Source organism: Variovorax sp. CCNWLW235, from assembly GCF_037204085.1.
In the GTDB taxonomy this organism is placed as follows: Bacteria; Pseudomonadota; Gammaproteobacteria; order Burkholderiales; family Burkholderiaceae_C; genus Variovorax.
Window position 1 is genome coordinate 236,397 of sequence record NZ_JBBCBW010000002.1, and the last position, 23,917, is coordinate 260,313.

General features: G+C 62.5%; 25 protein-coding genes. 23 read left to right on the plus strand and 2 right to left on the minus strand.

Features of this window, described 5'->3' with window-relative positions; all coding sequences use genetic code 11:
* Positions 1-34: 34 nt before the first annotated feature.
* The 22 genes from V9L21_RS03620 to V9L21_RS03715 all read left to right on the plus strand — a co-directional run bounded on the left by V9L21_RS03620 (position 35) and on the right by V9L21_RS03715 (position 19,440).
* Entirely contained in the window at positions 35-430 is a 396-nt protein-coding gene (locus V9L21_RS03620) for a TcpQ domain-containing protein (RefSeq protein ID WP_337309232.1), read from the plus strand.
* Positions 430-1,404, plus strand: coding sequence for a virB8 family protein (locus V9L21_RS03625; RefSeq protein WP_337309234.1), 975 nt, complete (start codon positions 430-432; stop codon positions 1,402-1,404). Before V9L21_RS03620 ends, V9L21_RS03625 begins: the two co-directional genes overlap by 1 nt.
* Complete coding sequence (locus tag V9L21_RS03630; protein WP_337309236.1) at positions 1,401-2,180, plus strand: TrbG/VirB9 family P-type conjugative transfer protein; 780 nt, start codon at positions 1,401-1,403, stop codon at positions 2,178-2,180. Before V9L21_RS03625 ends, V9L21_RS03630 begins: the two co-directional genes overlap by 4 nt.
* Before the next feature lie 32 nt (positions 2,181-2,212).
* Positions 2,213-3,424: a TrbI/VirB10 family protein gene (locus tag V9L21_RS03635; protein ID WP_337309238.1), complete on the plus strand. Its 1,212-nt coding sequence runs from the start codon at positions 2,213-2,215 to the stop codon at positions 3,422-3,424.
* Between the two features lie 15 nt (positions 3,425-3,439).
* Positions 3,440-4,480 carry a P-type DNA transfer ATPase VirB11 gene (virB11, locus tag V9L21_RS03640; RefSeq protein WP_337309240.1) on the plus strand — a complete coding sequence of 347 codons (1,041 nt, stop codon included), beginning with the start codon at positions 3,440-3,442 and terminating at the stop codon, positions 4,478-4,480.
* Between the two features lie 19 nt (positions 4,481-4,499).
* Entirely contained in the window at positions 4,500-5,306 is an 807-nt protein-coding gene (locus tag V9L21_RS03645; RefSeq protein ID WP_337309242.1) for a lytic transglycosylase domain-containing protein, read from the plus strand.
* Between the two features lie 39 nt (positions 5,307-5,345).
* Positions 5,346-5,795, plus strand: a complete 450-nt coding sequence (locus V9L21_RS03650) for a TrbC/VirB2 family protein (RefSeq protein ID WP_337309244.1) — start codon at positions 5,346-5,348, stop codon at positions 5,793-5,795.
* 7 nt (positions 5,796-5,802) lie between these two features.
* Positions 5,803-6,096, plus strand: coding sequence for a type IV secretion system protein VirB3 (locus tag V9L21_RS03655; RefSeq protein ID WP_337309246.1), 294 nt, complete (start codon positions 5,803-5,805; stop codon positions 6,094-6,096).
* Positions 6,097-6,118: 22 nt separating this feature from the next.
* A complete protein-coding gene (locus tag V9L21_RS03660) occupies positions 6,119-8,608 on the plus strand; it encodes a VirB4 family type IV secretion/conjugal transfer ATPase (protein WP_337309248.1) in 2,490 nt (829 codons plus the stop codon).
* A gap of 434 nt (positions 8,609-9,042) precedes the next feature.
* Positions 9,043-9,843: a hypothetical protein gene (locus V9L21_RS03665; protein WP_337309250.1), complete on the plus strand. Its 801-nt coding sequence runs from the start codon at positions 9,043-9,045 to the stop codon at positions 9,841-9,843.
* 12 nt (positions 9,844-9,855) lie between these two features.
* Positions 9,856-10,908, plus strand: a complete 1,053-nt coding sequence (locus tag V9L21_RS03670; RefSeq protein WP_337309252.1) for a type IV secretion system protein — start codon at positions 9,856-9,858, stop codon at positions 10,906-10,908.
* 98 nt (positions 10,909-11,006) lie between these two features.
* The gene (locus tag V9L21_RS26370; protein WP_443304501.1) at positions 11,007-11,423 is read left to right on the plus strand and encodes a DUF4189 domain-containing protein; all 417 of its coding nucleotides are present in this window, start codon (positions 11,007-11,009) and stop codon (positions 11,421-11,423) included.
* A 185-nt stretch (positions 11,424-11,608) separates the two neighbouring features.
* Entirely contained in the window at positions 11,609-12,091 is a 483-nt protein-coding gene (locus V9L21_RS03675) for a hypothetical protein (protein ID WP_337309254.1), read from the plus strand.
* A gap of 27 nt (positions 12,092-12,118) precedes the next feature.
* On the plus strand, positions 12,119-12,619 hold the full coding sequence (locus V9L21_RS03680) for an NlpC/P60 family protein (RefSeq protein ID WP_337309256.1): 501 nt from the start codon (positions 12,119-12,121) through the stop codon (positions 12,617-12,619).
* Between the two features lie 151 nt (positions 12,620-12,770).
* Positions 12,771-13,148, plus strand: coding sequence for an XVIPCD domain-containing protein (locus V9L21_RS03685; RefSeq protein WP_337309587.1), 378 nt, complete (start codon positions 12,771-12,773; stop codon positions 13,146-13,148).
* Positions 13,149-13,241: 93 nt separating this feature from the next.
* Positions 13,242-14,222, plus strand: coding sequence for a type IV secretion system protein (locus V9L21_RS03690; protein ID WP_337309257.1), 981 nt, complete (start codon positions 13,242-13,244; stop codon positions 14,220-14,222).
* Positions 14,223-14,267: 45 nt separating this feature from the next.
* On the plus strand, positions 14,268-14,744 hold the full coding sequence (locus V9L21_RS26375; protein ID WP_443304502.1) for a DUF4189 domain-containing protein: 477 nt from the start codon (positions 14,268-14,270) through the stop codon (positions 14,742-14,744).
* Positions 14,745-14,865: 121 nt separating this feature from the next.
* Positions 14,866-15,420: a hypothetical protein gene (locus V9L21_RS03695; RefSeq protein ID WP_337309259.1), complete on the plus strand. Its 555-nt coding sequence runs from the start codon at positions 14,866-14,868 to the stop codon at positions 15,418-15,420.
* 28 nt (positions 15,421-15,448) lie between these two features.
* Complete coding sequence (locus tag V9L21_RS03700) at positions 15,449-16,486, plus strand: XVIPCD domain-containing protein (protein WP_337309261.1); 1,038 nt, start codon at positions 15,449-15,451, stop codon at positions 16,484-16,486.
* 141 nt (positions 16,487-16,627) lie between these two features.
* Positions 16,628-17,236, plus strand: a complete 609-nt coding sequence (locus tag V9L21_RS03705) for a hypothetical protein (protein ID WP_337309264.1) — start codon at positions 16,628-16,630, stop codon at positions 17,234-17,236.
* Entirely contained in the window at positions 17,233-18,651 is a 1,419-nt protein-coding gene (locus V9L21_RS03710) for an XVIPCD domain-containing protein (protein ID WP_337309265.1), read from the plus strand. Before V9L21_RS03705 ends, V9L21_RS03710 begins: the two co-directional genes overlap by 4 nt.
* A 51-nt stretch (positions 18,652-18,702) precedes the next feature.
* Positions 18,703-19,440 carry a hypothetical protein gene (locus tag V9L21_RS03715; RefSeq protein ID WP_337309267.1) on the plus strand — a complete coding sequence of 246 codons (738 nt, stop codon included), beginning with the start codon at positions 18,703-18,705 and terminating at the stop codon, positions 19,438-19,440.
* Positions 19,441-19,488: 48 nt separating this feature from the next.
* Here the strand turns inward: V9L21_RS03715 and V9L21_RS03720 are convergent, their stop codons facing one another.
* Positions 19,489-22,356, minus strand: a complete 2,868-nt coding sequence (locus V9L21_RS03720) for an aconitate hydratase (RefSeq protein ID WP_337309269.1) — start codon at positions 22,354-22,356, stop codon at positions 19,489-19,491.
* Positions 22,357-22,518: 162 nt separating this feature from the next.
* Positions 22,519-22,932 carry a hypothetical protein gene (locus V9L21_RS03725; RefSeq protein ID WP_337309271.1) on the minus strand — a complete coding sequence of 138 codons (414 nt, stop codon included), beginning with the start codon at positions 22,930-22,932 and terminating at the stop codon, positions 22,519-22,521.
* Between the two features lie 132 nt (positions 22,933-23,064).
* Here V9L21_RS03725 and V9L21_RS03730 point away from each other — a divergent pair, with 132 nt between their 5' ends.
* Complete coding sequence (locus V9L21_RS03730; protein WP_337309273.1) at positions 23,065-23,907, plus strand: helix-turn-helix domain-containing protein; 843 nt, start codon at positions 23,065-23,067, stop codon at positions 23,905-23,907.
* The last annotated feature ends 10 nt before the right edge of the window (positions 23,908-23,917 follow it).

Sequence of the window (23,917 nt, forward strand, 5' to 3'; positions counted from 1 at the left end):
GCGCGCTACAAACCGCCTATCGGCGGCTACGGCCTTGTCCATTCTGGCCGCTACGCTCGTCGGGTGCGGTGCGCCCGCACCCAAGGAATATGGTGGCTCCTGGACACCGGTCAACCGGTTCCAGAGTGCGGCCACCGAGATCCCGCTCTCGCCCGCCTATACGTTCTACGCCTCGCCCATGGACGCGACGCTCAGGACCATGCTGAAGCGCTGGGCGTCGGACAACGGCCTGCAGTTGTCCTATCAGATAGGTTCTGACTTCACCCTTCATCAACCCGTAGCGAAGGTTCGCACCAACGACCTCCAGTCCGCCATGGGTGAGCTGAGCGCCATCTACGCTCAGCAGGGCGTATCCGTTTCGGCGGACGGCAAGCAAATCCTGGTTCAGGCCACAGGCGCTGCTGCGCCGGCTGCACCCGAGCCGCGCTGATGTTCAAGAACAAAGCGTCGGCTTCGAAGGTCGACGAAGCCATCGGTCAATCGGTCGACTTCGAGCTCACTGTTGCAGACATCGCGCGACGCAGCGAACGGCGCGCCTGGTGGGTTGCGGGCTCTGCGGTGGTCATGTCGCTCGTGCTGCTGGGCGGCTACTTCTACGTGCTGCCGCTGAAAGAGAAAGTGCCATACCTGGTCATCGCCGATGCGTACACGGGCACCAGCACCGCCGCGCGCCTGACGGACGACGTTGCATTGCAACGCATCACCACGAGCGAAGCGATCAATCGCAGCAACGTTGCCCACTTCGTGCTGGCCCGCGAATCCTACGACCTGGCGATCACCAATTTGCGCGACTGGACCACGGTGCTGACCATGTCGTCGGGCAACGTCTCCGGCGGCTACACCAACCTGTATTCGTCGGGAAATCCCGCCAATCCGTACACGCTTTATGGCAAGGACAAAGCCATCCGGGTCCGCATCCTGAGCATCACCCTGATCGGCGGCGGAGGCGGTGAAGTTCCCAAGGGCGCCACGGTGCGCTTCCAGCGCAACGTCTACAACAAGCAGAACGGCTCCTCGGCGCCTCTGGACAGCAAGATCGTGACGATGGCGTTCACCTACAAGTCGAACCTCACGATGGACGAGCAGCAGCGAATCGAAAACCCGCTCGGCTTCCAGGTTACCGACTATCGCGTCGATACCGACTACGCGTCATCGCCGCCCGAAGAAGTCCTGAGCAATCCCAAGCCCGCCGAAAGCATGCCCGCCATGCCCGGCGCGGCGCTCCCGCCGGGCACCGATGGCCTTGCCGGCGCGGCAGGCAGTGCGCAAGCAGTGGCTCCGCCTGCGCAAACCGCTATGCCAACCACTCCTCCTCCACCCGGATTCGGGGCACCGGGCGCACCCGCGCCCACCGCTCCAGCCATCGCGCCGACAGGTGCCAATCAGGGAACGCGCCGCCGATGAAATCACAACAGTCCAACCGCCGCCGATGGGCGCTGATGGCCACGGCGTGCGCGGTCGTCGCCAGTGCCATGCCGTCCGCCTTTGCGCAAACCGTCCAGATGTACGAGTACCAGCCCGACCGCATCTACCCGGTGCGCGCCGGCCTGGGCATCAGCACCCAGATCGAATTGAGCCCCGAAGAAAAAATCCTCGACTACAGCACGGGCTTCAGCAGCGGCTGGGATCTCAGCCGCCGCGACAACGTCTTCTACCTGAAGCCGAAGAACGTCGACGTGGACACCAACATGATGATCCGCACCGCGACCAATTCGTACATCTTCGAACTCAAGGTCGTGGCCACCGACTGGCGAACCCTGGAGCAAGCGCGCAACGCGGGCGTCCAGTACCGGATCAAGTTCACCTATCCCGCCGACATGACCTTCGGCAAGGAAGCCAAGAGCGTCGCCGAGGCGCCGGCCCTCAATACGGCGCTGCTCAAGGACCGGAGCTACAACTTCGAGTACGACTTTTCCACCAGCAGCGCCGGCGCTGCGTGGCTGGTTCCGGTCAATGTCTACGACGACAGCCGTTTCACCTACATCAAGCTGAGCGACCTCAAGCAGTTCCCGACGGGCAACTTTCCAACGGTCTACATGCGCCAGAAAGAGCGCGACGAAGACTCCGTGGTGAACACCACCGTCGAGGGCAGCACCCTCATCGTCCACGGGACCTATCCCTACCTGGTCATCCGCCACGGCGACAACGTCGTGGGTCTTCGCAGGAACACCGCCCAGTGAACCAACTTCCTCCTTCCCGACCAGGAGACGCCGTGCCTGACCACGATCAACAAGATCCCTCGTACGGCAACAGCCAATCTGCTTCAGCAGCCAATCCGTATTCGAGGCAATTCGAGGGCATGGGTGCGCCCGCCGCACCCAACCTCGATGCGCACGCGCCGGAACTCAAGTCCAGCGAAATGCAACGCATGAATCGCCGTGCACTCGGTTTCCTCGCGGGCATCGTGCTTCTGCTCGGGTTGGCTGCCATCTGGCTGATCGGCAACGTGCTGCGCCCCGACAAGCCACAACAAGCCAAGGAAGAAGTGGTAACGGTCCCTGCGGCGCCTCAACTTCCGCCGCCACCGCCGCCCCCACGGGTCACCGCGCCACCAGCCCCTCCCATTCCCCTGGCCCAGCCGGCGCTGCCGCAGATGCCATCCGGACCGCAAGGCCCACAAGGTCCGACGCTCATGGAACGCCGCATGGCATCGAGCGCGGGCACTATCGCAGTGGGCCCCGCTGATGGTGGCCAGCCTGGGCAAAGCCAATATCCCGCAATGGCGCCGGGCATGGGCGGCATCCCCGGCATGCCCGGCGACCAGGGCATTGCGCCGAACAGCGCCTATCGCATGAAGCCGTTGTCGGCCGTGTCGAGCGCACAAGCCCTCGTTCATCCGAACGTGCTCATGCTGCGCGGCACCTACATCCGCTGTGTGCTCGAGACGCACATCGTCAGCGACATTCCAGGCTTCACGTCCTGCGTTGTCACCGAGCCGGTCTACTCCGTCACGGGCAAGCGCATGCTCTTGCCGAAGGGCTCCAAGGTGCTCGGAAAGTACGACACCGAACCCAATGGCGATCGCATCGCCGTCATCTGGGACCGCATCGTCACCCCGAACGGGATTGATGTGAACATGGCCAGTCCCGGCGTCGACAACCTCGGCGGCTCGGGTCATCCGGGCCACCTCGATCAGCATTGGGGCCAGCGCATCACTTCGGCTCTGCTGATCAGCATGTTTGCCGACGCCTTCAAATACGCACTGGCACAGAACGGACCGCAGTCGACCACCGTTGCAGCGGGCGGGCTCGCCGTTCAGTCGCCTTACGAGAGCACCACGGCGCAGACGTTGCAGAGCCTGGCCACCCAGGCTGTGCGCCGCAACGCCAACCGGCCCGACACGGTCACCATCAACCAGGGCACTGTCGTCAATGTCTACGTCGCCAAAGACGTCGACTTCAGCGCCGTGGTCGCAAGCTTCTGACCGGCATAGCTCGACATGACCGAAGAACTCGTTGCCGCCGTCTCGAACGAATTTCTGGATTACCAGTACCAGGTGCTGGGTATCCGGGACTTCATGCACTCGCCCGACGTCACCGAAATCTGCATCAACCGGCCCGGCGAGATCTACCTTGAGAACCGTTCCGGCTGGCAGCGCGTCGAGGTGCCTGGCCTCACCGCCGCGCGTGCACTGCAGTTCTGCACCACCGTGGTCAACGAGAGCAACACCGGCCAGCGCATCACCGACGTCAACCCGGTCGTCTCGCTGACCTTTCCCACCGGCCAGCGCGCACAGTTCGTCATTCCCCCGGCCGTCGAAGCGAGCCAGGTGTCCATCACCATCCGGCTTCCGTCCAGGCAGACCCGCACCCTGGGCCAGTACCACGAGGACGGCTTTTTCGACAAGCTTCTCGAAGAAACATCAGGCATCAGCGCGCACGACAGGGAACTGCTCGAACTGCGCGCCGCCGGGCGCTACGCGGACTTTTTCAAACAAGCCGTTCTTCACAAGAAAAACATCGTGGTCTCGGGTGCCACCGGCAGCGGCAAGACCACCTTCATGAAGTCGCTGGTCAACCATATCCCGCCCGACGAGCGCCTCGTCACCATCGAAGACGCGCGCGAACTCTTCATCGAGCAGCCGAACGTGGTGCACCTGCTCTACTCCAAGGGAGGCCAGAGCACCGCCAACATCAGCGCCAAGATGTGCATGGAAGCATGCCTGCGCATGAAGCCCGACCGAATCATCCTGGCTGAGTTGCGCGGCGACGAAGCGTTCTATTTCATCCGCAATTGCGCCTCAGGCCATCCGGGCTCCATCACGAGCTGCCACTCGGGCAGCACCGAGCAAACCTGGGACCAGCTGGCGCTCATGGTCAAGGCTTCGAGCGAAGGCGCCGGGCTCGAGTTCGCCACCATCAAGCGGCTGCTCATGATGACCATCGACATCATCGTGCACATCAAGGCACATGCGGGGCGGCGGTACATCACGGGCATCGACTTCGATCCCGGTCGCCTGGCGCCCTCCGGCGCCTCCTGAGGCCGAAGGAACAAACACCGTGTTCCCAGGAATGGAAGCCATCGCTTGCCCCAACCTCGCCGTTCCGGTGCAGGTGATGCGGCACGTCGTGCACATCGAATCGGGTGCCAATCCGTTCGCCATCGGCGTCGTCGGAGGCCGACTCGTGCGGCAGCCCAAAACGCTTGAAGAAGCGGTGGCCACGGCGCAAATGCTCAAGTCCAAGGGCTACAACTATTCGCTTGGCGCAGCGCAGGTCAATCAAGTCAACTTTCGCAAGTACGGGTTCGACACCCACGAGAAAGCCTTCGATCTTTGCGCCAACCTGGCCGCCGGTGCCAGCATCCTGGCCGACTGCTATGCGCGCGCCGGCGGCGACTGGGGCAAGGCCTTCAGTTGCTACTACTCCGGCAACTTTGTGACTGGCTTTCGCACCGGCTACGTGCAGAAAATCTACGACTCGATCGGCCGCGGCGTTGCCGTTGCACAGGCACCAGCCACGGCAGCCGCCGCGATCCCCCTGCGTCAGGCCGGCACGCCACCGACTGCCGCCGCACCGGCATCCATGCCCACCCCGGCGAGCGCCCCATCCTTCGCGGCAGTGCAACCCACCACCGCAGCATCGCGCATCTCGATGCGAGTGGTTCCGCTCGGCGCTTCCACGCAACCAGTTACCGCGCCCGCAATCGCTGCAGCGCCCGTTGCCCCGCCAGTTGCGGCAGTGGCGGGCGCTCCCGATGCCTTCGTGCCCCAGGTTCGCCACCCGGGCGCCAGCAACTTGCCAGCCGCAGCAGTACAAGCCGCACCGATCGATCGGCCCGCCGGCGACGGCGCCTTTGTGTTCTGACGCGGCCCTTCATTTTTATCAACCAGAGAGGAACTCACCATGCACCGCCCATACAACAACACCGCCGCTTCGTCGTTCGCCCGCAGCGCGCACGCACGCACGCTTCGCGATCTCGCAATTGCCGCGCTGGTCGTCCTGCCTTGCCTGGCCATAGCTCAGACGTCAGGGTCGGCAGACGGCGGACTCGGGGACACCGCCTGCAAGATGGTCAAAACCATCGTCGGCGTGCTTAACGCCGTGTCCATCGTGGTGGTCACCATCGCCATCATTTTCTCGGGCTACCAGATTGCATTCGCCCACAAGCGCATCAGCGACGTTGCTCCAGTCTTCATCGGCGCCCTGCTGATCGGCGCGGCCACCCAGATCGCGAAACTCTTCCTTGGCGACAGCTCCAAGGTCGGCGGCGGCAGCGGCTGCTCGGCCAGCATCACGGTCGATCCCTTGACCCAACTCGCCGGCATCGTGCAGTCGCTGGCCCACTATGCATAAGAACGCGATGTTCCGCGGCTGCACCCGTCCGCCCATGTTCATGGGCGTGCCCTACGTGCCCTTCTTTCTGGGCGCGGGCGGATGCATGTTGCTGGCCATGTACTTCAACCTGTTCTATCTGCTGCTGATTCCGCCGGTGATCTTCGCCATGCGCCTGATGGCCAAGCGGGACGAAATGATTTTCCGGCTGCTCGGGCTGCGACTGCAGTTCCGCATCCGCACGCGCAACATCGCACAGCACGAGGGCATGTGGGTGTTCACGCCCAACGTGTACCGCGGGCAGTCCAGAGACAACGCCTAGAAGAAGCCGGGATTCCACAACCATGTCCACGCCACCCTTCAGCCCCGACACGCCCATCAGCGAATTCATTCCGCTGTCCACGCACGTGTCTCCCACCGTGCTCAAGACCACGGGTGGCGACTACCTCCTGACATGGCGGCTGGAAGGGTTGCCCTTCGTCGGCCGCGAAGAATGGGAGCTCGAGCACCGGCACAACACCTTCAACCGCATGCTGCAAACGCTGCGCGCGCCGGACTTCACCAACGTGGCCTTCTGGGTGCACGACCTGCGCAGACGGAGGCACCTCAAGGACAGCAGCCGGTTCAAGGAAGCCTTCAACCAGTCGCTGTCCGACGCGTACTTCAAAGGGCTCTCGTCGCAAAAGCTCATGCAGAACGAGCTCTACATGACGATGCTGTACCGCCCCGTGGTCTCGGGCAAGCGCTTCGTCGAAAAGTCCGCCGATGTTTCTCGGCTCGCGTCCGAGCAGCAGCAAGCCATCGACAAGGTGCTCGAACTGGCCAGCAACATGGAGGCCGTTCTCAAGGACTACGCGCCCACCCGCCTTCGCATGTACGAGGCCGCTAACGGCGTCGTCTTTTCGGAAACCCTCGAGTTCTTCGGCTACCTGCTCAACCGCGTCGATGAACCGGTGCCGGTGTTGAAGGCGCCCGTCTACCGCTACCTGGCCGTCAGCCGCCAGCGCTTCTCGGCCAAGACCGGCGACTTTGTGCTGACCACACCCAACGGCGTCAATCACTTCGGCGCCATCCTCAACGTCAAGGAATACCCCGACGGCACCCACCCCGGCATTCTCAACGGGCTCAAGTACCTCGACTTCGAATACGTCATCACCCATTCGTTCAGCCCCATGGGGCGGCACGACGCGCTCAAGGCGCTCGAGCGCACCAAGGGCATGATGATTTCGTCGGGCGACAAGGCCGTCAGCCAGATCATCGAGCTCGATCAGGCCATGGACCAGATCTCGTCCGGCAACTTTGTGCTGGGCCAGTATCACTTCACCATCGCCGTCTACGCGCCCGACCAAGCGACGCTCTCCCAGCACATCGCCACCACGCGTGCCGAACTCTCCAACGCGGGCATCGTCTCGATCAAGGAAGACCTGGCCGTTACCGCCGCGTTCTACGCGCAATTTCCCGGCAACTGGAAATACCGCACCCGGCTGGCCAACGTGAGCTCGCTCAACTTCCTGGGCATGTCGCCGCTGCACAACTTTGCCAGCGGCAAGCGCGACAACAACCCCTGGGGGCCGTGCGTCACCACGCTGCAGACCGTCAACGGCCAGCCTTATTTCTTCAACTTTCACGCCACGCTGCCAGGCGAGAACTCGCTGGGCGAAAAGGCCATTGCCAACACCATCGTCATCGGCAAGTCCGGCACCGGCAAGACCGCGCTCATCAACTTTCTGCTCAGCCAGATCCAGAAACTCGACCCGTCGCCCACCATCTTCTTCTTCGACAAGGACCGCGGCGCCGAGATCTTCGTACGCGCCTGCGGTGGCAATTACCTCTCGCTGGAAAACGGACAGCCCACCGGCTTCAACCCCTTTCACTGCGAGCGCACCGAGGCCAACGTGCAGTTCCTGAGCGACCTCGTCAAGGTGCTGGCGGCCAAGCCGGTCTACACCTCTCGCGAGGAAGACGACATCTTCCGCGCCGTCGAAGCCATGCTCGACACGCCAGAGCACCTGCGCAACATGACCAACTTTCAGAAGAGCCTGCCCAACATGGGCGACGACGGCCTCTTCATCCGCATGCGCAAATGGACCGCGGGCAACTCGCTGGGCTGGGTGTTCGATAACCCCAAGGACACCATCGACCTGCAGAAGGCCAACATCATCGGCTTCGACTACACCGATGTCATCGACAACCCCGAGGTGCGCATTCCGGTCATCAACTACCTGCTGCACCGGCTCGACACCCTGATCGATGGTCGCCGCCTCATCTATGTGATGGACGAATTCTGGAAAATTCTCGACGGCGGCGGCGCCCTCAAGGACTTTGCCAAGAACAAGCAGAAGACAATCCGTAAACAAAACGGCATGGGCATCTTCGCCACCCAAAGCCCCGAAGACGCACTGGGCAGCGACATCTCGGCCGCGCTCATCGAGCAGACCGCCACCATGATCCTGCTGCCCAACCCCAATGCAAGCCGCAAGGACTACATCGAGGGCCTGAAGCTCACCGAGTCCGAATACCAAGAGGTGGTCAGCCTGGACGAGCGCTCGCGCCGCTTCCTCGTCAAGCAGGGCCATATGTCTTCGGTGTGCCAGCTCGACCTGCGCGGCATGGACGACGCGCTGGCCGTCATTTCAGCCTCTACCGACAACATCGAGATCCTGCATGACGTGCTGGACGCAAGCGCCAGAGCCGAGGGCGTCGCCGTCAATGAACTGCGGCCCGAGCAATGGCTGCAGGACTTCTACGACCAGCGCAAGGGCAGCGGCAAGCGCGCCTCCGCGCCCACCGATCAGTCCGTCGAGCGCTCGGCGCGCCCGCGCCTGATCGCCTGAGCGGCATTCAGCTGTCATCTACCTTCCGGAAGCAAAAAATGCATATGAAAACTTGGATTTGGATGGCCACCTTGTGCCTCGGCCTACAAGCCACAGCACAGGCGGAACCGGGCTTCTACCAAGAACTCCCCTGCCGCGACAACGACCCCTTCGTCTTCTGCACGCAGGGGTGCAAGGGCCAGGACAGGAACTGGACTCCCCTCGACCCAATTTCTGGCACCTACAACCCGGTGCAAGGATATTGCCCGTACCCAAGCCCGATTGATTGCTGGTTTGGCCCGATCTACTTGGGGAGGGCCTGGACGCAGACGGCGATTGAGGCCTTGGGCAAATACATGTTGATTTGCCCAGCCGCCAAACAGCAAGGGGATTGGAAGGGATCGGGCCGACCGGAAAGCACCCCCTACGAACACTGAAGCCCTTCGGGAACCGCCATGAACCGCATCAAACACCATCGCCGACTTTTAACCTCCCTCGCAGCCCGCGCCGCCCTCTCCCTGGCCGTGGTGTTCGCGGGAGCTGCCAATGCCGATTGGGCCGTCAATGACAAGGACGCCAACGAAAAGCTCAAGGATATTAAAGACCGCATTGGCGAAGGCGATCTGAACCAGACTGCCTCCGACCTCCTCAACCAAATCAAGACCAAAGTCTCCAAGCTGGACTTCACGCCTGCGCTGACACCCAACAACCAGCTCCAGAAAATCTCGGACACCTCTGGCTACGTGCGACAAGCCTGTCCCGGCCAGGGCGGCGGCGCATTGAGCAGCGCACTAGGCAGCGCATTGGGCGTTGCCGCAGGGGCTGATGGCTCCAGTCAGAACGTCACCAACGTCGCCACCATCGGAGCGGGCAACTCTTCTTCGATCAAGCAGCAAATCTGCCAGCAGCTCATTCAGTTGCGCGTTCAAGCCTTCAACGACAGCATCGATATGGCGAACCGCTTCCAGCAATACGGCGATCTGCTCACGAAGATCGACGACAACCGCAGGTCAATTTCGAATCAGGGCGACCTGTGGGCCAACACCAACGAATCGTTGCGCACCATCGGAAAGTTGCAAGCCGAAATGGGTTTCTGGCGCACCCGTTTGGCGGCGTACGAATCCGCCATCAAGTTCCACGAAGGCCAGCAAAACGCCGTCAGCCAGACCGCCATCAAAGGCGGCACCGGCAGTCTTCCCAGTACAGGTCAGCTTATCCAGACAGGCGCCCTGGCAGCCGCGCTGGCCGTTAAGTAAAGGCTCCTCACCATGGACATGGCCTATTTCGCGCTGATCTACGTTTGGGTCGACAACAAGATCAACGCTTTCCGCGACGACTTCATGCATAACACCATGTCGGCGGTCGCCGCCATTGTCCTGGTGCTGTTTACAGCCTGGATCATGGTGCAGGGCTTTCGCATCCTCACGGGCCAGTCGCGCGAGCCGATGATGGGGCTGGTGGTCAATGCGAGCCGCACCACCCTCATCCTGATCGCCGCCTCCACGATGGCCCTGGGCGGCTCCAACATCCAGACCTTCTTCACCGAGACCATGGCCTCGGGCATCAATGGTCTGGTCACCGGCAGCAACGAGGCACCTGAAAAGGTCATCGACAAGAACCTCGCCTACACCGTGGTGGCGATGGGCGCCATCGACGGCGCACAGGGTCTCAACGCCAGCAACAGCGCCGACAACGTGGCCGCCGCGGGCCGCGCCTCGCTGATCGCCATGCTGGGCGTGGCCGGCCCGCCGATGACAGCTGCGGCCATGCTGCTTATGTACAAGGTGGCGCTGGCGCTGTTCATCGGGTTCGGCCCGATCTTCATCATGTGCCTGATGTTCAAGGTGACGGAGCAGATGTTCTGGAGCTGGCTCAAATACGGACTGGGCACCTTGTTCTCGATGGCGGTGCTCAGCTTCATGGTCTCGATCGTGCTGGAGCTAACGCTGCGCGTGGCGGCCGCCTTGTGGGCGACCAGCGCCATCACCAACCTCGAAGGCAGTCAGGGGTTGACCAACCAGGCAATGCAGCAAGGAGGCATCGGGCTGTTGATGACGACGCTGCTGATCTCCGCGCCACCGATGGCGGCTGCGTTCTTCGGGGGGACGATGGGCAACTTCAACCCATATCCGGCAGTGAGCGGGGGGCAGCAGAACGCGGGCAGTCCGGGGCCGAGCGGGCAGCCAGCGGGGTCTTATCAGCAGCAAACGCCCCAGACAACACCAAAGGTTCCTGCTGGTCAATCATCCCGTGGTCTCAGCGACCGCACCGCTGGTGTCCCACCGCCCCCGCCAGTCGATGCAGTGATACAGAGGAGCTAACGATGTCGACACATCTCTCGCGTAGTTTGCTCGTAGTGAGCCTGTGGTTGCTGGGAACGGGGGGCGCAGCACACGCCGAAGGGGGGTGTCCTCCAGGTATGTACCCCTTTCAGTTCGCACCCAATCAACCCACGTCTTGCGCGCCTATTCCGGGCGCTGGAAATCAGCAGGCACCGCAGCCGCCATCAGAGCAGTGGGAGCGTCGATGGGGGGCCATTGCGACGGATGCCCCTAACGGCGTTATTGGCGTAACCATCGACAAGCGAAGCAAGCGAGAAGCATCTCGAGCGGCAATAAGTGATTGCCAGCGGCAAGGCGGTGTGACTTGCCAGCTTGAAGCCGCGTATGACAACCAGTGCGCCGCGCTTGTGGTGGGTAGTAGAACTTACACCACACCCAATGCCGCCACCATAGAAATAGCCACCGAACTTGGCATGAAGGCATGTCGTGATGCGGGAAACCAAAACTGCCGCGTTCTCTACTCCGCCTGCAGTCTCCCCGTGCGCACCCGGTAACGCCCCGCTTGCCAAACACCCGGCCAATGCCTATGAATGCATACCTTCGAGCAATAACCCTATGGCTTGCCCTGCTAGCCGCTAGCGCCATCGGCCATGCAGCCTCGCCATCAAAAGATACCGCCCCACGACAGAGCAGCGCAGCAAGGTCGCTTTCCGTCGACTCCACCAGCACGCTGCCTCCCATGGTCGCCAACCTGCCCAACGCGTCCTGTAAGCAGTCGAAAAGAGGCTGGAATCAGGAATGCACGTTCAACGATTGGCGCATCGACATTGATGCCGGCGGATGCAGTGCGAAGAAGGGCTCCTATGGCAAGGTCTACATTGACGACGAGGCCGCCGTCATGCTCCGGCGCTCGCTGCCTCCGTCCCAGCCCGATGTTGAAGCAAAGCTCAAGGACGGACAGTTCGTTTGCGTCACGGCCAGCGCGCGTGGGTCCACCGGTAGTGAGCCCGAGTGGTACTACGTAATGGCCATCCCGGTTCGGTCGGTCAAAGCTTGTGCCGCCAAGTCGTTTTGTGCCAAACCCGGCGACCTTCCTATCGAGTGGATGCGGTCCACATCCGGCCAACGCTGCCGCGTGAATGCTCGCGGCCGGTATGCGGGCGACTGTGCTGCCGGGTGGGTCAAGGCCAAGGAATTCGGCGAATTTTCGATGGGTCTTTGACGCCTCATTTTTTTTAAGGAGCATTGCATGAGCCAAGACATCTTCAACGAAGCAAATCTGCACTTCATGGAAGAAGGGCGGCGCTATGAATATGGCCGCGGTGACAAGGACTTGAGAAACCACTCGCCCAACGGTCGCTCCGATTCGAGCCGTACCGAGCAGGATCTCGATGGCGATGGCTTGCGCGGCGTGGATTGCTCGTCACTCGTGTGGCGAGGGCTCAAGAACGCTGGCTATGACGTGGGAGACGCACCCTTCGCTACCAGCAAATTGTTCAACGGCAGCCAAGTCAGCGATTACTCAAGGCAGCAGTTCGACGTGGTCGACGCCAAGAGGGCCAGTCAACCTAACGGCGAATTGCAGCGTGGCGACGTTCTGATGTTCAAGAGCGGGCACGGTCAGCACGTAGGCATTTTCAAGGGCTACGACAAGCACGGGAACATCGAGTTCTTGGGCTCGCAGGTCAGTACCGGCCCTGCTGTGGTGTCCAAAGGCACGCAGAAAGACGGGTATTGGAACGGGGGGTGATTTTGAGATCGTCGGCGCCCTGCGGGCCAAGCCAGAGTTCAGGACCCAGCCTCCACTGCATGGCAGCGCCGCAAGCTCCACGCCACCATCTTCTGCGCATGAGCAAGTCCATGCGCAGGCATCGCGCAGAGGAGATCTACTCACCGACCCCATCCACCCTCGCAATGCCTTGTTCAAGCAGGCCCAAGCCGGCATGCAGGCGATCGATGTCAAGTACGGCCGCACCTCGGATCACCAGACCGACAACGCCGCAGGCCACGTGGCGCTGAAGGCGCAATGTGCCGGTATGCAGTGCATCGACCATTTGGTGTTGGGCGGCACCAGCGGCGACAGGATCATTGCCGTACAGGGCAAGCTCGGAAGCGGGCTGTCGAAGGTGGTTTCTGTGGACACAGTGGAGGCCCTGAACACGCCGTTGACGCAGAGTTCGCAGGCCTCGGCCGAGGTGCATGCCCAGCAGCAGGGCCAGCAAGCGCAGCAGGAGGTTCTGCCTGTCCGGGCGCAAGAGGCTCCGGCCATGTCACGCTGAATCCCGAGCTCACAAGACAAATCACCGGAGCGGCCCATGTGCAGTGCGACACCAGATAGCAATTTGATTGCGACCTATACGTTCGACAGAAGGATGGCACAGCCTTGGACGCTCGTCCCGACCAAGGGCTTTCGCATCCTCACCGGCCAGTCACGCGAGCCGATGATTGCCCTGGTGGCCAGCATGAGCCGCAACGCCTTGATCGTGATCGCCGCAAGCACCATGGCCCTCGGGGGCCCGAACCTGCATTCGATCTTCACGGACGGCCTGCTCAAGGAGGTCAACTACATGGTCACCGGCGAGAAGGAATCGCCGGTCTCGGCCATCGACAGGAATCTGGTGCTCACCCAGGTGGTCATGTCGGCCATCGACAACGCGCAGGGCCTGAACGTGAGCACCAGCGGCTCCAACGTCACCAGCGTGGGCATGTCCTCGCTCGTCGGGGCGCTGGGCGTGTCCGGCCCGGCGATCACGGCCGGGGCGCTGCTGCTGACCTACCAGGTGGGGCTGGCGCTTTTCATCAGCCTGGGCCCCCTGTTCATCCTGTGCCTGATCTTCAAGCAGACCGAGTCGCTGTTTCACAAGTGGCTGCTGTACGGCATCGGGCTGCTGTTTTCGATGGCGGTGCTCAGCTTCATGGTGTCGCTGGTGCTGGAGTTGAACCTGCGCATTGCCGCGGGGCTGTGGGGGAGCAAGGCGATCACCAGCTTTCTGGGCATCAGCGGCAGCACGGGTCTGACCAGCCAGGCGATGCTGCAAGGGGGCATCGGGCTGCTGCTGACGGTGCTGCTGGTGACCGCGCCTGCGGCGGCGGCGCAGTTCTTTGGAGCGACCCTGGGGCAGTTCTATACGAGTTCGGTGCTCGGTGGCGGGGCCGGTGCGCAGCAGGGGCCGGGGGGGCAGGCGCCGGGGACTTATGCGCCGGCGGCCGGGCAAGCGCCGCAAACAACATCGAATCAAACAGGCAGCACTGGGGGGCTCGGTGGCAGTCCCAACCGCACCTCGGCGCATCCACCTGCTGATGAAATCAGAGCTGCATCAGCCCCACTCGCCACCAAAAGCCCTCAAGGTTGATGGAGCCGCATGATGAAAACGTTGGCGCGAGTCTTGTTGTTGATGATGGCGGGGTTGCTTTGGAATTGCGTGGTGCATGCCGAGGGCGGGTTCTGCCCACCGGGCACTATTGACCATAACAACGGCAGAGCAGCTGCCATTGTTTGCTCGCCGATCCCGGGGTATGGACAGCAACAAGCACCCCAGCAATCAGCACCGCGATGGGAAAGCCGGTGGGGCGCGATTGCGACAGACGGACCCAATGACGCTTTGGGAGTAGCCATTGACAAGCGGAGCAAACGAGAAGCGTCACAAGTAGCCATGCGGAACTGCCAGTCAAAAGGCGGTGTGAACTGCAAGATTGACATTGCCTATGACAACCAATGTGCTGCCGTTGTCGTAGGTGACGGCGCCTACAACGTAGGCAATGCTCCGACAGTGGATCAAGCGGTTGCCTCGGGCGTAAAGACATGTCGTGACGGTGGATTCACCAACTGCCGCTCCTACTACACCGCTTGCAGCCTCCCAGCGCGCATTCAATAGCCATCATGAGGCGCCCTACCGCAGCGCGCTTCATTCTTTTCTTGCAATCGCACCACTTCATGCTGCCAACGCCGATGGATAGCGCGGCGACAAACTAGCAATTTTTCATAGCAAGTACTTCATGAACCGCATCGCCTCATTCCTCGCCGGCGCCACTCTCAGTCTGGTTTGCCTTCATGCCGTTGCGCAGAACGCGCGGACACAGACGCAGGTACCCAGCTTGTGCGCGGCCAACGAAGAGCCGGTGTTCTCCTGCACGCTGCAAGGCTCCAGCCGCAAGATGGTTTCGCTGTGCGCATCGCCTGCATCGACGCAGGGTGAAAGACGCGTCCGTTACCTGTATGGACGACCTTCAAAAATCGAACTGAGATATCCGGCTAGCGGCAACAGCCATGAGGTCTTCACGTTCACGCGCCTGTTCTATGCCGGTGGCACGTTTGGCTATGCCCACTCGTTCCGCAACGAGGGCTACAAGTACATCCTCTATTCGATCGAAGGCACCAACACCCACTCGGGCTTGTTGGTGCAGCGCGACGGGCAGCTACGTGCGGCCCGCGAGATGGTGTGCCGGCCATCGACTCTGGTGGAGACAAAAGACACTGAGCTGGTACGCATCACATCCGAATGGAAGGCCGACGCGGACATCGAAGCCCACGGCCTGCCAAGCACGCGCTGAAGTTTGATTCATCCAGGGAGAACTCGCCATGTCACAACGTCCAACTCGTCACGCACCGCACCCACACAACGCGCACCACGCAGCCCCCTACTCCAAAGGAAACGGCGACTTCGTGTTGCAGGCCGCGCAGGGAGCGGGCATCACAAACGCGAAGGAGCTGGCCAACTTCATGGGCCAGATGCAGGTGGAATCGCACGGCTTTACCAAAGCGCACGAAAACCTGCGCTATTCGGGCCAGAACGTGTTCAAGGCTCCGCACAAACGGCACCCGGAGATGACCCAGGAAGACGCCAGCGCCATTGCCTCGGGTGGGCCGGATAAGGTGGCTGAAGCCATCTATGGTGGTCGCCGTGATCTTGGCAACACTGAGCCAGGCGACGGGTGGAAGTTTCACGGTCGCGGCTTTGTTCAATTGACGGGCCGCTACAACTACGAACGCTATGGCAAAGCGCTTGGCCTGGACCTCGTGAATCACCCCGATTTGGCTTCAGAGCCAGCCAACTCGGCCAGGATCGCAGTGCAGTATTGGAAGGAACGCGTGGTGGCCCACGGCCATCAGCACGACATCACCCGTGCCACCGAAGATATCAATGGCGGCCAGAACTCCCTCAAGGAACGCAAGGCCGCCGCCGCCGAATGGGAAACCAAGCTCGTCCGCGGCTACAAGCCCGGCGATCCCGAGCCCGGTCAGTCGCTGCAAGACAGCCCGCTTTTCAAGCAGGCGAAGTCCGCCCTTCAAGAGATCGACGCCCAGTTCGGCCGCAAGTCCGATCAATTGACCGACAACGCCGCGGCCGCCATCGCAGTGGCCGCATTGCGAGGCGGTTTGACCCGCATCGATCACATGACGCTGGGCGGCAACGACAACAGCACGATCTTCGCGATTCAAGGCAAGCCGGGCGCCGCGCTTTCCAAGTTTGTCGATGTGCCGACGGTGGAATCTATGAATACGCCGGTTGCCCAAAGCTCGCAGGCGTTCACAGTCGTGCAGCAAGCACAGCAGCAAGCTCCGCAGCAGAACAACCAGCAGACCGCGCAGCAGGCAGCGCCTGCGATGTCCCGCTGAAGGTGGCATGGCACCTTTTTCAACAAGTCTTAGATACCGCCAAACAAAAAGCTTTCCAAACCTGTAATGGCGTCGCTGGCAACACAACTGCCGCACTTACGGCGCCGACTGCAGCCAACCGGTTCGCATTCAATAGCCATCATGAAGCGCCTCATCCCCGCTCTAGCCGTTCTTCTTGCCCTCACCACAACCGCTTGCGGCCAAGCCATGAAACAACCCGATATCAAACTCAATCCGCATCCGAAGATGCGCTATGAAATCACGTTAACCATCGAGGACGCGCCGGGGCCGTTTGATGCCATTGAAGGGTCCACTGGCTACCAAGTGTCGAATGATCGTTGCGTGCCGCTCACCTCTTTCAGCGGCGTCAGGCTGACGCCCGAAAAGCATGTCCCGATGGCCCTGACCCGCGTGAGCGACAAGGTCTACAAAGGTGAACTCTATGTCGACCTGTTGAAGGACGAGGACTACTTTGGACTGGGTCTTTGCCGCTGGTCCATGCCCTTCGCCGACTTCGGTCTGCAGATTGGCAACTTGGTGTTCGGCCACTCCATCGCCCTTGAAGACATTCTGGTGGGCAAGTCCGTCACCCGTTATTTCAACAACGGGTCTTACTTCAGCGAATACGCCAAGTCGAAGAAGGACGACCACCCGCTTATCAGCAGCGGCAGGGCAAACCGGTCCGACTTCGGGCAAGACTCGAAGAACACTTTCTCGACGACGCTCACTGCCAAGGAGAAATTCCAATGACGATCACGTCCAGGGACTACGCGCTGCTGGCCAAGGATTCATACAAAGACCATGAGCCCAACCATGAAGTCGTCCTGGGGGATGTGAAGTACAGGACCTTCGACCATGAAGACAACCCGACGACAGGCTTCCAAGCAACGGCTTATCAGCGGATCGATACGGGCGAGGTGGTGATTGCCTATCGCGGCACCGAATTCGGCCGCGAGCCGGTGCAAGACGGCCTCGTCGATGTCGGCATGGCGTTGGCGGGCGTCAACGCCCAGGCGCGTGACGCGAATGCCTTCACGCAAAAGGTGTTGGACAAGGCAAAGGCCGATGCAGAAAAGAACAATCAGCCTCTCAATGTCACCGTCACCGGCCACTCGCTCGGCGGCACGCTGGCCCAACTTCACGCCCACAAGTTCGGCCTCAAAGGCGAGACCATCAACGCCTTTGGCGCGGCCGGGCTGGTGCATGGCGTTCCCAAAGGCGGCCATCAAGCCATCAACCACGTTCGCGCAGGTGATCCGGTGAGCGCGGCCAGTGCGCACTTTGGCGAGGTGCGGGTGTATGCGGTCCAGCAGGACATCGACACGCTGGGCAAGGCCGGATATCGCGACGACGGCGGCGCTCTGAGTGCGCGCAATCCCGCCAAGGCTACTGATTTCAGCGCGCATTTCGCCGACAACTTCTCGCCCGACGGCGAGACCCTAGGTCGCTCGATCATCTCGCCGGAGAACGAGGCGCGCTATCACGCCCATCGCGGCATGATCGATCGCTATCGCAACGACGTATACAACGCCCGTGCCATCGCATCCGTTCCGCTGCAGAACAATGTGCATGCCGCCCAAGCAGTCGGTCAAGGTGTGACGGCCGTCGGCCGTGCGGCGGGGCAGGCCTACGATGCGGTGCGCGACACGGTGACTACGGGTACCCAGCGGGCTGGGCTGGCGCTGCAAGAGACGGGGCAAAAGATCCGCGATGATGCCTCCCGTGCCGTGGACAGGCTCACCCGTCCGTGGCTTCACAGCCAGACTGAGGCAGCCCCGCTCTTGAACCAGCCAGGGCATCCAGGCAACGGGCTGTACAAGCAGGCTTTGGCCGGCCTGGAGAAGATCAACGCCGAGCACAGCATCCCTTCCGATCAACGCACCTGCAATGCCGCCGGCACGTTGGCCGCATCGGCTTGTGAATCCAGGCTCAAGCAGATCGATCATGTGGTGCTGAACGACAACGGCAGCAAGCTCATTGCGGTGCAGGGCCAGCCGGGCGCCGCACTGTCGAAGGTGATCGGTGTGGACACGGTGGTGGCCCTGAACACACCCCTTGCGCAAAGCTCGCAGGCCTTCGCCGAGGCGCAGAACCAGCAACAGAACCAGCAGCCTCTGCAGGTGAATCGGCCGGTTCAGGCGCAACCCGGGCCTGTCTTGGCTTGAGCTAGCGCTGTCAGTCAATCCAGCCCATTACGTTACCCAAGGGAATTTGAAGTGAAATCAAAAACACACATCAAGAGCATCGCTCTCGGAGTTCTTTTCAGTGTTTTCATGGCACCCCTTGCCGCCCACGCGCAGGACAGGACTGTCAGGGTGCAAACTCTCCAGGACGCGTGGCAGGTACGCCGCGCGGAGACGCGTGCGCTCATCACGGCAATTGGTGACGAGAAAACCACTCAGGCGCAGCACGCCAGCGCGCTACGCGACTTCGATGCTCGCTTGACTGCCGCCGAGAAGGGCGAACTAACGCCCATGGAGACCATGGAACTGTTTCAGGTCTTCTATATCCCCAAGGCGCTGCAGCAAAAGCCGCCGCGTTTCGACACAATGCTTCGAATCATTGCCGCGCAGGCCACCATGGGTTGGTACGACGCGTTGCGCTTCGCGGACGACAGTGGCCGGGCCGAGATCTCGAGCAACGAGGCTTTTTTTACGCTCGCCTTCGACAAGAGCACTCGGGACTTTGTCCGGTTCATGAAGGAGCAGCCTGATCAGGCCGCCGCAGCGGTCAAGGCCGGCATCCAAGATGCCCGCGACAAGATCGCGGCCAAGCACATCAACTACGACCCGACCTGGCCGGCCTCCTATGGCATGTTGCGCATGCAATGCGCCATGACGAACGCCAAGACATGCGAGGTGCCCGCGCCGCGCCCCGCTGGCGACTGGCCTGTGCTGCTCGATCAAGCCGCTCAGCGGGTCAGCACCGTCTACCGGGCCGCTAAAGGCGAGTAAATGACACGTGCTCCTGTCTGGTCGACCTGAAGCGGGCGCCCTGCACCATCAGTCGTTGAGCAACTGCCGCAGCACGAACGGCAGGATGCCGCCGTGCTTGTAGTAGTCCACCTCGATCGGCGTGTCGATACGAAGGCGCACCGTCACTTCCTGGTGCGTGCCGTCGGCACGGTGCACGACCAGCTTCACGTCCATTTGCGGCTTGAGTGCTCCACCGATCACCACATCGATTTTTTCTTCGCCCGAGAGGCCCAGCGTCTGCCATGAATCGGCACCGCGGAACTGCAGCGGCAGCACGCCCATGCCGACCAGGTTGGCGCGGTGAATGCGCTCGAAACTGCGCGCCACCACCGCCTTGATGCCCAGCAGCTGCGTGCCCTTGGCGGCCCAGTCGCGCGACGAGCCGGTGCCGTATTCCTCGCCGCCAAAGACCACCGTTGGAATGCCCTGCTCCATGTACTTCATGGCGGCGTCGTAGATGAACATCTTCTGGTTGCCGGGCTGGAACAGCGTGACGCCGCCCTCTTCCTGCGTGCCATTGATGTCCGGCGGAATCATCAGGTTCTTGATGCGCACGTTGGCAAAAGTGCCGCGCATCATCACATCGTGATTGCCGCGCCGCGAGCCGTAGCTGTTGAAGTCGGCCTTGGCCACGCCGTGCGCCTTGAGCCAGATGCCCGCGGGCGAGCTTTCCTTGATGGAACCTGCGGGCGAAATATGGTCGGTGGTGATCGAGTCGCCGAAGAGCGCCATGATCCGCGCGCCCTTGAAGCCCGCGTCCGATGCGTGCGGCTCCATCTTGAAGCCCTCGAAGAACGGCGGCTCGGCGATGTAGGTCGAAGAAGGCCAGTCATAGACCTGACCGTTGGTGCCCTGGATGCTGCTCCAAAACTTGCCGGGGTCGGTCTTCACCTTGTCGTAGTTCTCGCGGAACGACTTGGCGTTCATCGCATGGCGCAGGTTGTCGTCGATTTCCTTCGGCGTGGGCCAGATGTCGCCCAGGTACACGTTCTTGCCGTTCTTGCCCTTGCCGACCGGCTCGGTCATGAGGTCGACCATCACGTTGCCCGCAATCGCAAAGGCCACCACCAGCGGCGGCGAGGCCAGGAAGTTGGCCTTCAGGTTCGGATGGATGCGCGCCTCGAAGTTGCGGTTGCCCGAAAGCACGGCCGCACCGACCAGGTCGTTTTTGATGATGGCGTCGTTGATCTCGGGCGTGAGGTCGCCCGCATTGCCGATGCAGGTGGTGCAACCGTAGCCGGCCAGGTAGAAGCCGAGCTTTTCGAGATACGGCAGCAGGCCCGCTTTCTCGAGGTATTCGGTGACGATGCGGGAGCCGGGCGCGAGCGAGGTCTTGACGTGCGGCTTGACCGTGAGGCCCGCCTCCACCGCCTTCTTGGCCAGCAGGCCGGCCGCGAGCATCACGCTCGGGTTCGACGTGTTGGTGCACGAGGTAATGGCCGCGATCAGCACGTCGCCGTTGCCGATGGTCACACCGCCCTTGGGCGCTGCCGGTGCCGTGGCGTTCACATGGGCGGCAGCCTTGGTCGACCGGTTTGCCACCATCTCGACCAGTTCGCGCGGCGCGCCGGGGGGCGGCGGCGCGGCTTCGTTGTCGTCGCCCTGGCCGCTCGTGGTCAGCGGATAGCGCAGCTTGAGCCGCTCGGCCGGCTGGTTGAAGCCGTTGGCGTCGTTGGGCTTGCTGAAGAGTTCGGAGAACTTGGTGGACAGGTGGCCCAGGTCGATGCGGTCTTGCGGCCGCTTCGGACCCGCGAGGCTGGGCGATACCGTCCCCAGGTCGAGCTTGACGATCTTGGTGTAGTCGATGTCGCCGGGCGCGGGCATGCCGAAGAGGCCTTGCGCCTTGTAGTAGGCCTCGAAGCGCTCGACCTCTTCCTTGGTGCGGCCGGTGCCTTCGAAGTAGGCGACAGTGGCTTCGTCGACCGGAAAGAAGCCCATGGTGGCGCCGTATTCGGGCGCCATGTTGCCGATGGTGGCGCGGTCGGGCACGCCGATCGAAGCCGCGCCGGGTCCGAAGAATTCGACGAACTTGCCCACCACCTTCTCGGCCCGCAGGATGGAGGTGACGTACAGCACCAGGTCGGTGGCCGTTACGCCTTCGCGCAGCTTGCCCGTGAGCTCGAAGCCCACCACGTCGGGCGTGAGCATGTAGACCGGCTGGCCCAGCATGGCGGCTTCGGCCTCGATGCCGCCCACACCCCAGCCGACCACGCCAACGCCGTTGATCATGGTCGTGTGGCTGTCGGTGCCGACCAGCGAGTCTGGGTAGTACACCGGCACCTCGGCGTTGTCGCTCGAGCTCTTGTAGACGCCGCGCGCAAAGTATTCAAGATTGACCTGGTGCACGATGCCGAAGCCGGGCGGCACCACGCGGAAGGTGTCGAAGGCCTGCATGCCCCACTTCATGAACTGGTAGCGCTCGTTGTTGCGCTGGAACTCCAGTTTCATGTTCAGGTCGAGCGCCTTCGGCGTGCCGTAGTAGTCGACCATTACCGAGTGGTCGACCACCAGGTCTACCGGCACCAGCGGCTCGATGGTCTTGGGCGACTTGCCGAGCTTGGCGGCCACGCTGCGCATGGCGGCCAGGTCAGCGAGGAGCGGCACGCCGGTAAAGTCTTGCAGCACCACGCGGGTGACGACGAACGGAATTTCATCGACGCGGTCTGCGTTGGGTGCCCAGTGCGCCAATTCTTCGACGTGCTTGGGCGAGACCTTCTGCCCATCGCAATTGCGCAGCACCGACTCGAGCACGATGCGGATCGACACCGGCAGCCGGTTCACGGAGGGATACTGCTTGGCCAGCTCCTTCAGGGACCAGTATTTGCCGGATGCGCCGGACGGGGTCTTGAAGGTCTTGAGGGTGGACGCAAAGGCGTGCGCCGGTGCTTTGGCCATTGAGGAACTCCTGTTGGTTCGATCTGTTCGTGGATGCACCTCAAAGATAGCAGGGATCGATGTCAGTTGTTGTAGTCGGTCTTCCCTGCCATGCCCCCGCGGCGCCACATTCCTCATGGCCGCGAATGCCGGGTAAATAGGCGTCGCCGGCATCCGCTTCGCTCAAGCCAGGGCCATATTCGCGCTGCCGCGGGTCCGGCGCAGGCCCGTCCATTGCAGCTCGGCCAGCACCACCACGCACAGCGCCTGCGCCAGCACCCAGGCCATGCCCAATACGGTGACTGCGAACAGGCCGCTCATCAGCAGGGCCACGCAGGCCACCGCCCAGCCGAAATTGCCGGCCACCACCAGCCCGATGAGTGTGCGGGGCGGCATGCGGCGGGTGGCCATGAAGGCCGCGGCTGCCGCATATGCCAGCAGGAATACGCCGGTGCCCATGAGCAGCGGCGCCGGCAGGCCGGTCAGCCGTGCCAGCGCGTCGGTAAAAGCCACCTGCAATGCGCCGGTCGCGGCGCATGAAACGGCGTCGGCCCACATGACATTGGGGAGGAAACGGGGGGATGCAAAGACGGACATGAGAATCTCCTTCGGTTGGTACGCCGCAAGCCTGTCCTGCCGCGTTGGACCCAATGATTTCGAAAGGCGGGCACAGGGTCGATAACCTGGGAGGTCATGGCGCGCCGCCGCCGCCGCGCCAGAATGCGGGCCATGAACACCCCCCGCACCCACTCGTCCAAGGCCGGCCAGCCCGGCGCGCGCGACCCGTTCGGCGCGCATCTTCGGCACTGGCGCACGCATCGCCGCCTGAGCCAACTCGATCTCGCGCAAGAGGCCGAGGTTTCGACGCGACACCTGAGCTATGTGGAAACCGGCCGCGCCGCGCCGAGCCGCGAGATGGTGCTGCGCCTGGCCGAACGATTGGAAGTGCCGCTGCGGGAGCGCAACGCCCTGCTGGTGGCCGCGGGCTTCGCGCCGATGTACCGGCAGCGCTCGCTCGACGACCCTGCCCTGGCCTCGGCGCGCCGCGCCGTCGACCTGGTGCTGAAGGGCCACGAGCCCTTTCCCGCGCTGGCAGTCGACCGCCACTGGAACCTGGTGGCGCACAACGCACTGGTGCCGATGCTCATGGCCGGCGCAGCGCCGGAACTGGTTCAAGCCCCGATCAACGTGCTGCGCCTGAGCCTGCACCCCGACGGGCTGGCCTCGCGCATCGCCAATCTGGCGCAATGGCGTGCCCACCTGCTCGAACGGCTGCAGCAGCAGATTGCCGCGACAGGCGATGCGGTGCTGCAGGCGCTGCACGACGAGCTCGAGGCCTACCCCACGCCCAGCGTGAGCCACGACACGCCGGCCGCGAACACCGAACTGTCAGGCGTCGTGGTGCCATTTCAGCTGGTCACGCCCAACGGCGTGCTGAGCTTCATCAGCACCACCACCATCTTCGGCACGCCGGTGGACGTCACGCTGCAGGAGCTGGCGGTGGAGTCGTTCTTCCCGGCCGATGCGCAGACTGCCGCGGCGCTGACCGCACTGGCGGCACAGCCGACATGAAAAAAGCCCC

Bases quoted from the DNA above. Each gene is read 5' to 3' on its own strand.
- V9L21_RS03650 (WP_337309244.1), top strand. From the start codon at position 5,346: ATGCACCGCCCATACAACAACACCGCCGCTTCGTCGTTCGCCCGCAGC.
- V9L21_RS03670 (WP_337309252.1), top strand. From the start codon at position 9,856: ATGGACATGGCCTATTTCGCGCTGATCTACGTTTGGGTCGACAACAAG.
- virB11 (WP_337309240.1), top strand. From the start codon at position 3,440: ATGACCGAAGAACTCGTTGCCGCCGTCTCGAACGAATTTCTGGATTAC.
- V9L21_RS03730 (WP_337309273.1), top strand. From the start codon at position 23,065: ATGAACACCCCCCGCACCCACTCGTCCAAGGCCGGCCAGCCCGGCGCG.
- V9L21_RS26375 (WP_443304502.1), top strand. From the start codon at position 14,268: ATGGCGGGGTTGCTTTGGAATTGCGTGGTGCATGCCGAGGGCGGGTTC.
- V9L21_RS03665 (WP_337309250.1), top strand. From the start codon at position 9,043: ATGAACCGCATCAAACACCATCGCCGACTTTTAACCTCCCTCGCAGCC.
- V9L21_RS03660 (WP_337309248.1), top strand. From the start codon at position 6,119: ATGTCCACGCCACCCTTCAGCCCCGACACGCCCATCAGCGAATTCATT.
- V9L21_RS03720 (WP_337309269.1), bottom strand. From the start codon at position 22,356: ATGGCCAAAGCACCGGCGCACGCCTTTGCGTCCACCCTCAAGACCTTC.
- V9L21_RS03680 (WP_337309256.1), top strand. From the start codon at position 12,119: ATGAGCCAAGACATCTTCAACGAAGCAAATCTGCACTTCATGGAAGAA.
- V9L21_RS03655 (WP_337309246.1), top strand. From the start codon at position 5,803: ATGTTCCGCGGCTGCACCCGTCCGCCCATGTTCATGGGCGTGCCCTAC.
- V9L21_RS03675 (WP_337309254.1), top strand. From the start codon at position 11,609: ATGGTCGCCAACCTGCCCAACGCGTCCTGTAAGCAGTCGAAAAGAGGC.
- V9L21_RS03690 (WP_337309257.1), top strand. From the start codon at position 13,242: ATGGCACAGCCTTGGACGCTCGTCCCGACCAAGGGCTTTCGCATCCTC.
- V9L21_RS26370 (WP_443304501.1), top strand. From the start codon at position 11,007: ATGTACCCCTTTCAGTTCGCACCCAATCAACCCACGTCTTGCGCGCCT.
- V9L21_RS03725 (WP_337309271.1), bottom strand. From the start codon at position 22,932: ATGTCCGTCTTTGCATCCCCCCGTTTCCTCCCCAATGTCATGTGGGCC.
- V9L21_RS03625 (WP_337309234.1), top strand. From the start codon at position 430: ATGTTCAAGAACAAAGCGTCGGCTTCGAAGGTCGACGAAGCCATCGGT.
- V9L21_RS03710 (WP_337309265.1), top strand. From the start codon at position 17,233: ATGACGATCACGTCCAGGGACTACGCGCTGCTGGCCAAGGATTCATAC.
- V9L21_RS03630 (WP_337309236.1), top strand. From the start codon at position 1,401: ATGAAATCACAACAGTCCAACCGCCGCCGATGGGCGCTGATGGCCACG.
- V9L21_RS03705 (WP_337309264.1), top strand. From the start codon at position 16,628: ATGAAGCGCCTCATCCCCGCTCTAGCCGTTCTTCTTGCCCTCACCACA.
- V9L21_RS03700 (WP_337309261.1), top strand. From the start codon at position 15,449: ATGTCACAACGTCCAACTCGTCACGCACCGCACCCACACAACGCGCAC.
- V9L21_RS03695 (WP_337309259.1), top strand. From the start codon at position 14,866: ATGAACCGCATCGCCTCATTCCTCGCCGGCGCCACTCTCAGTCTGGTT.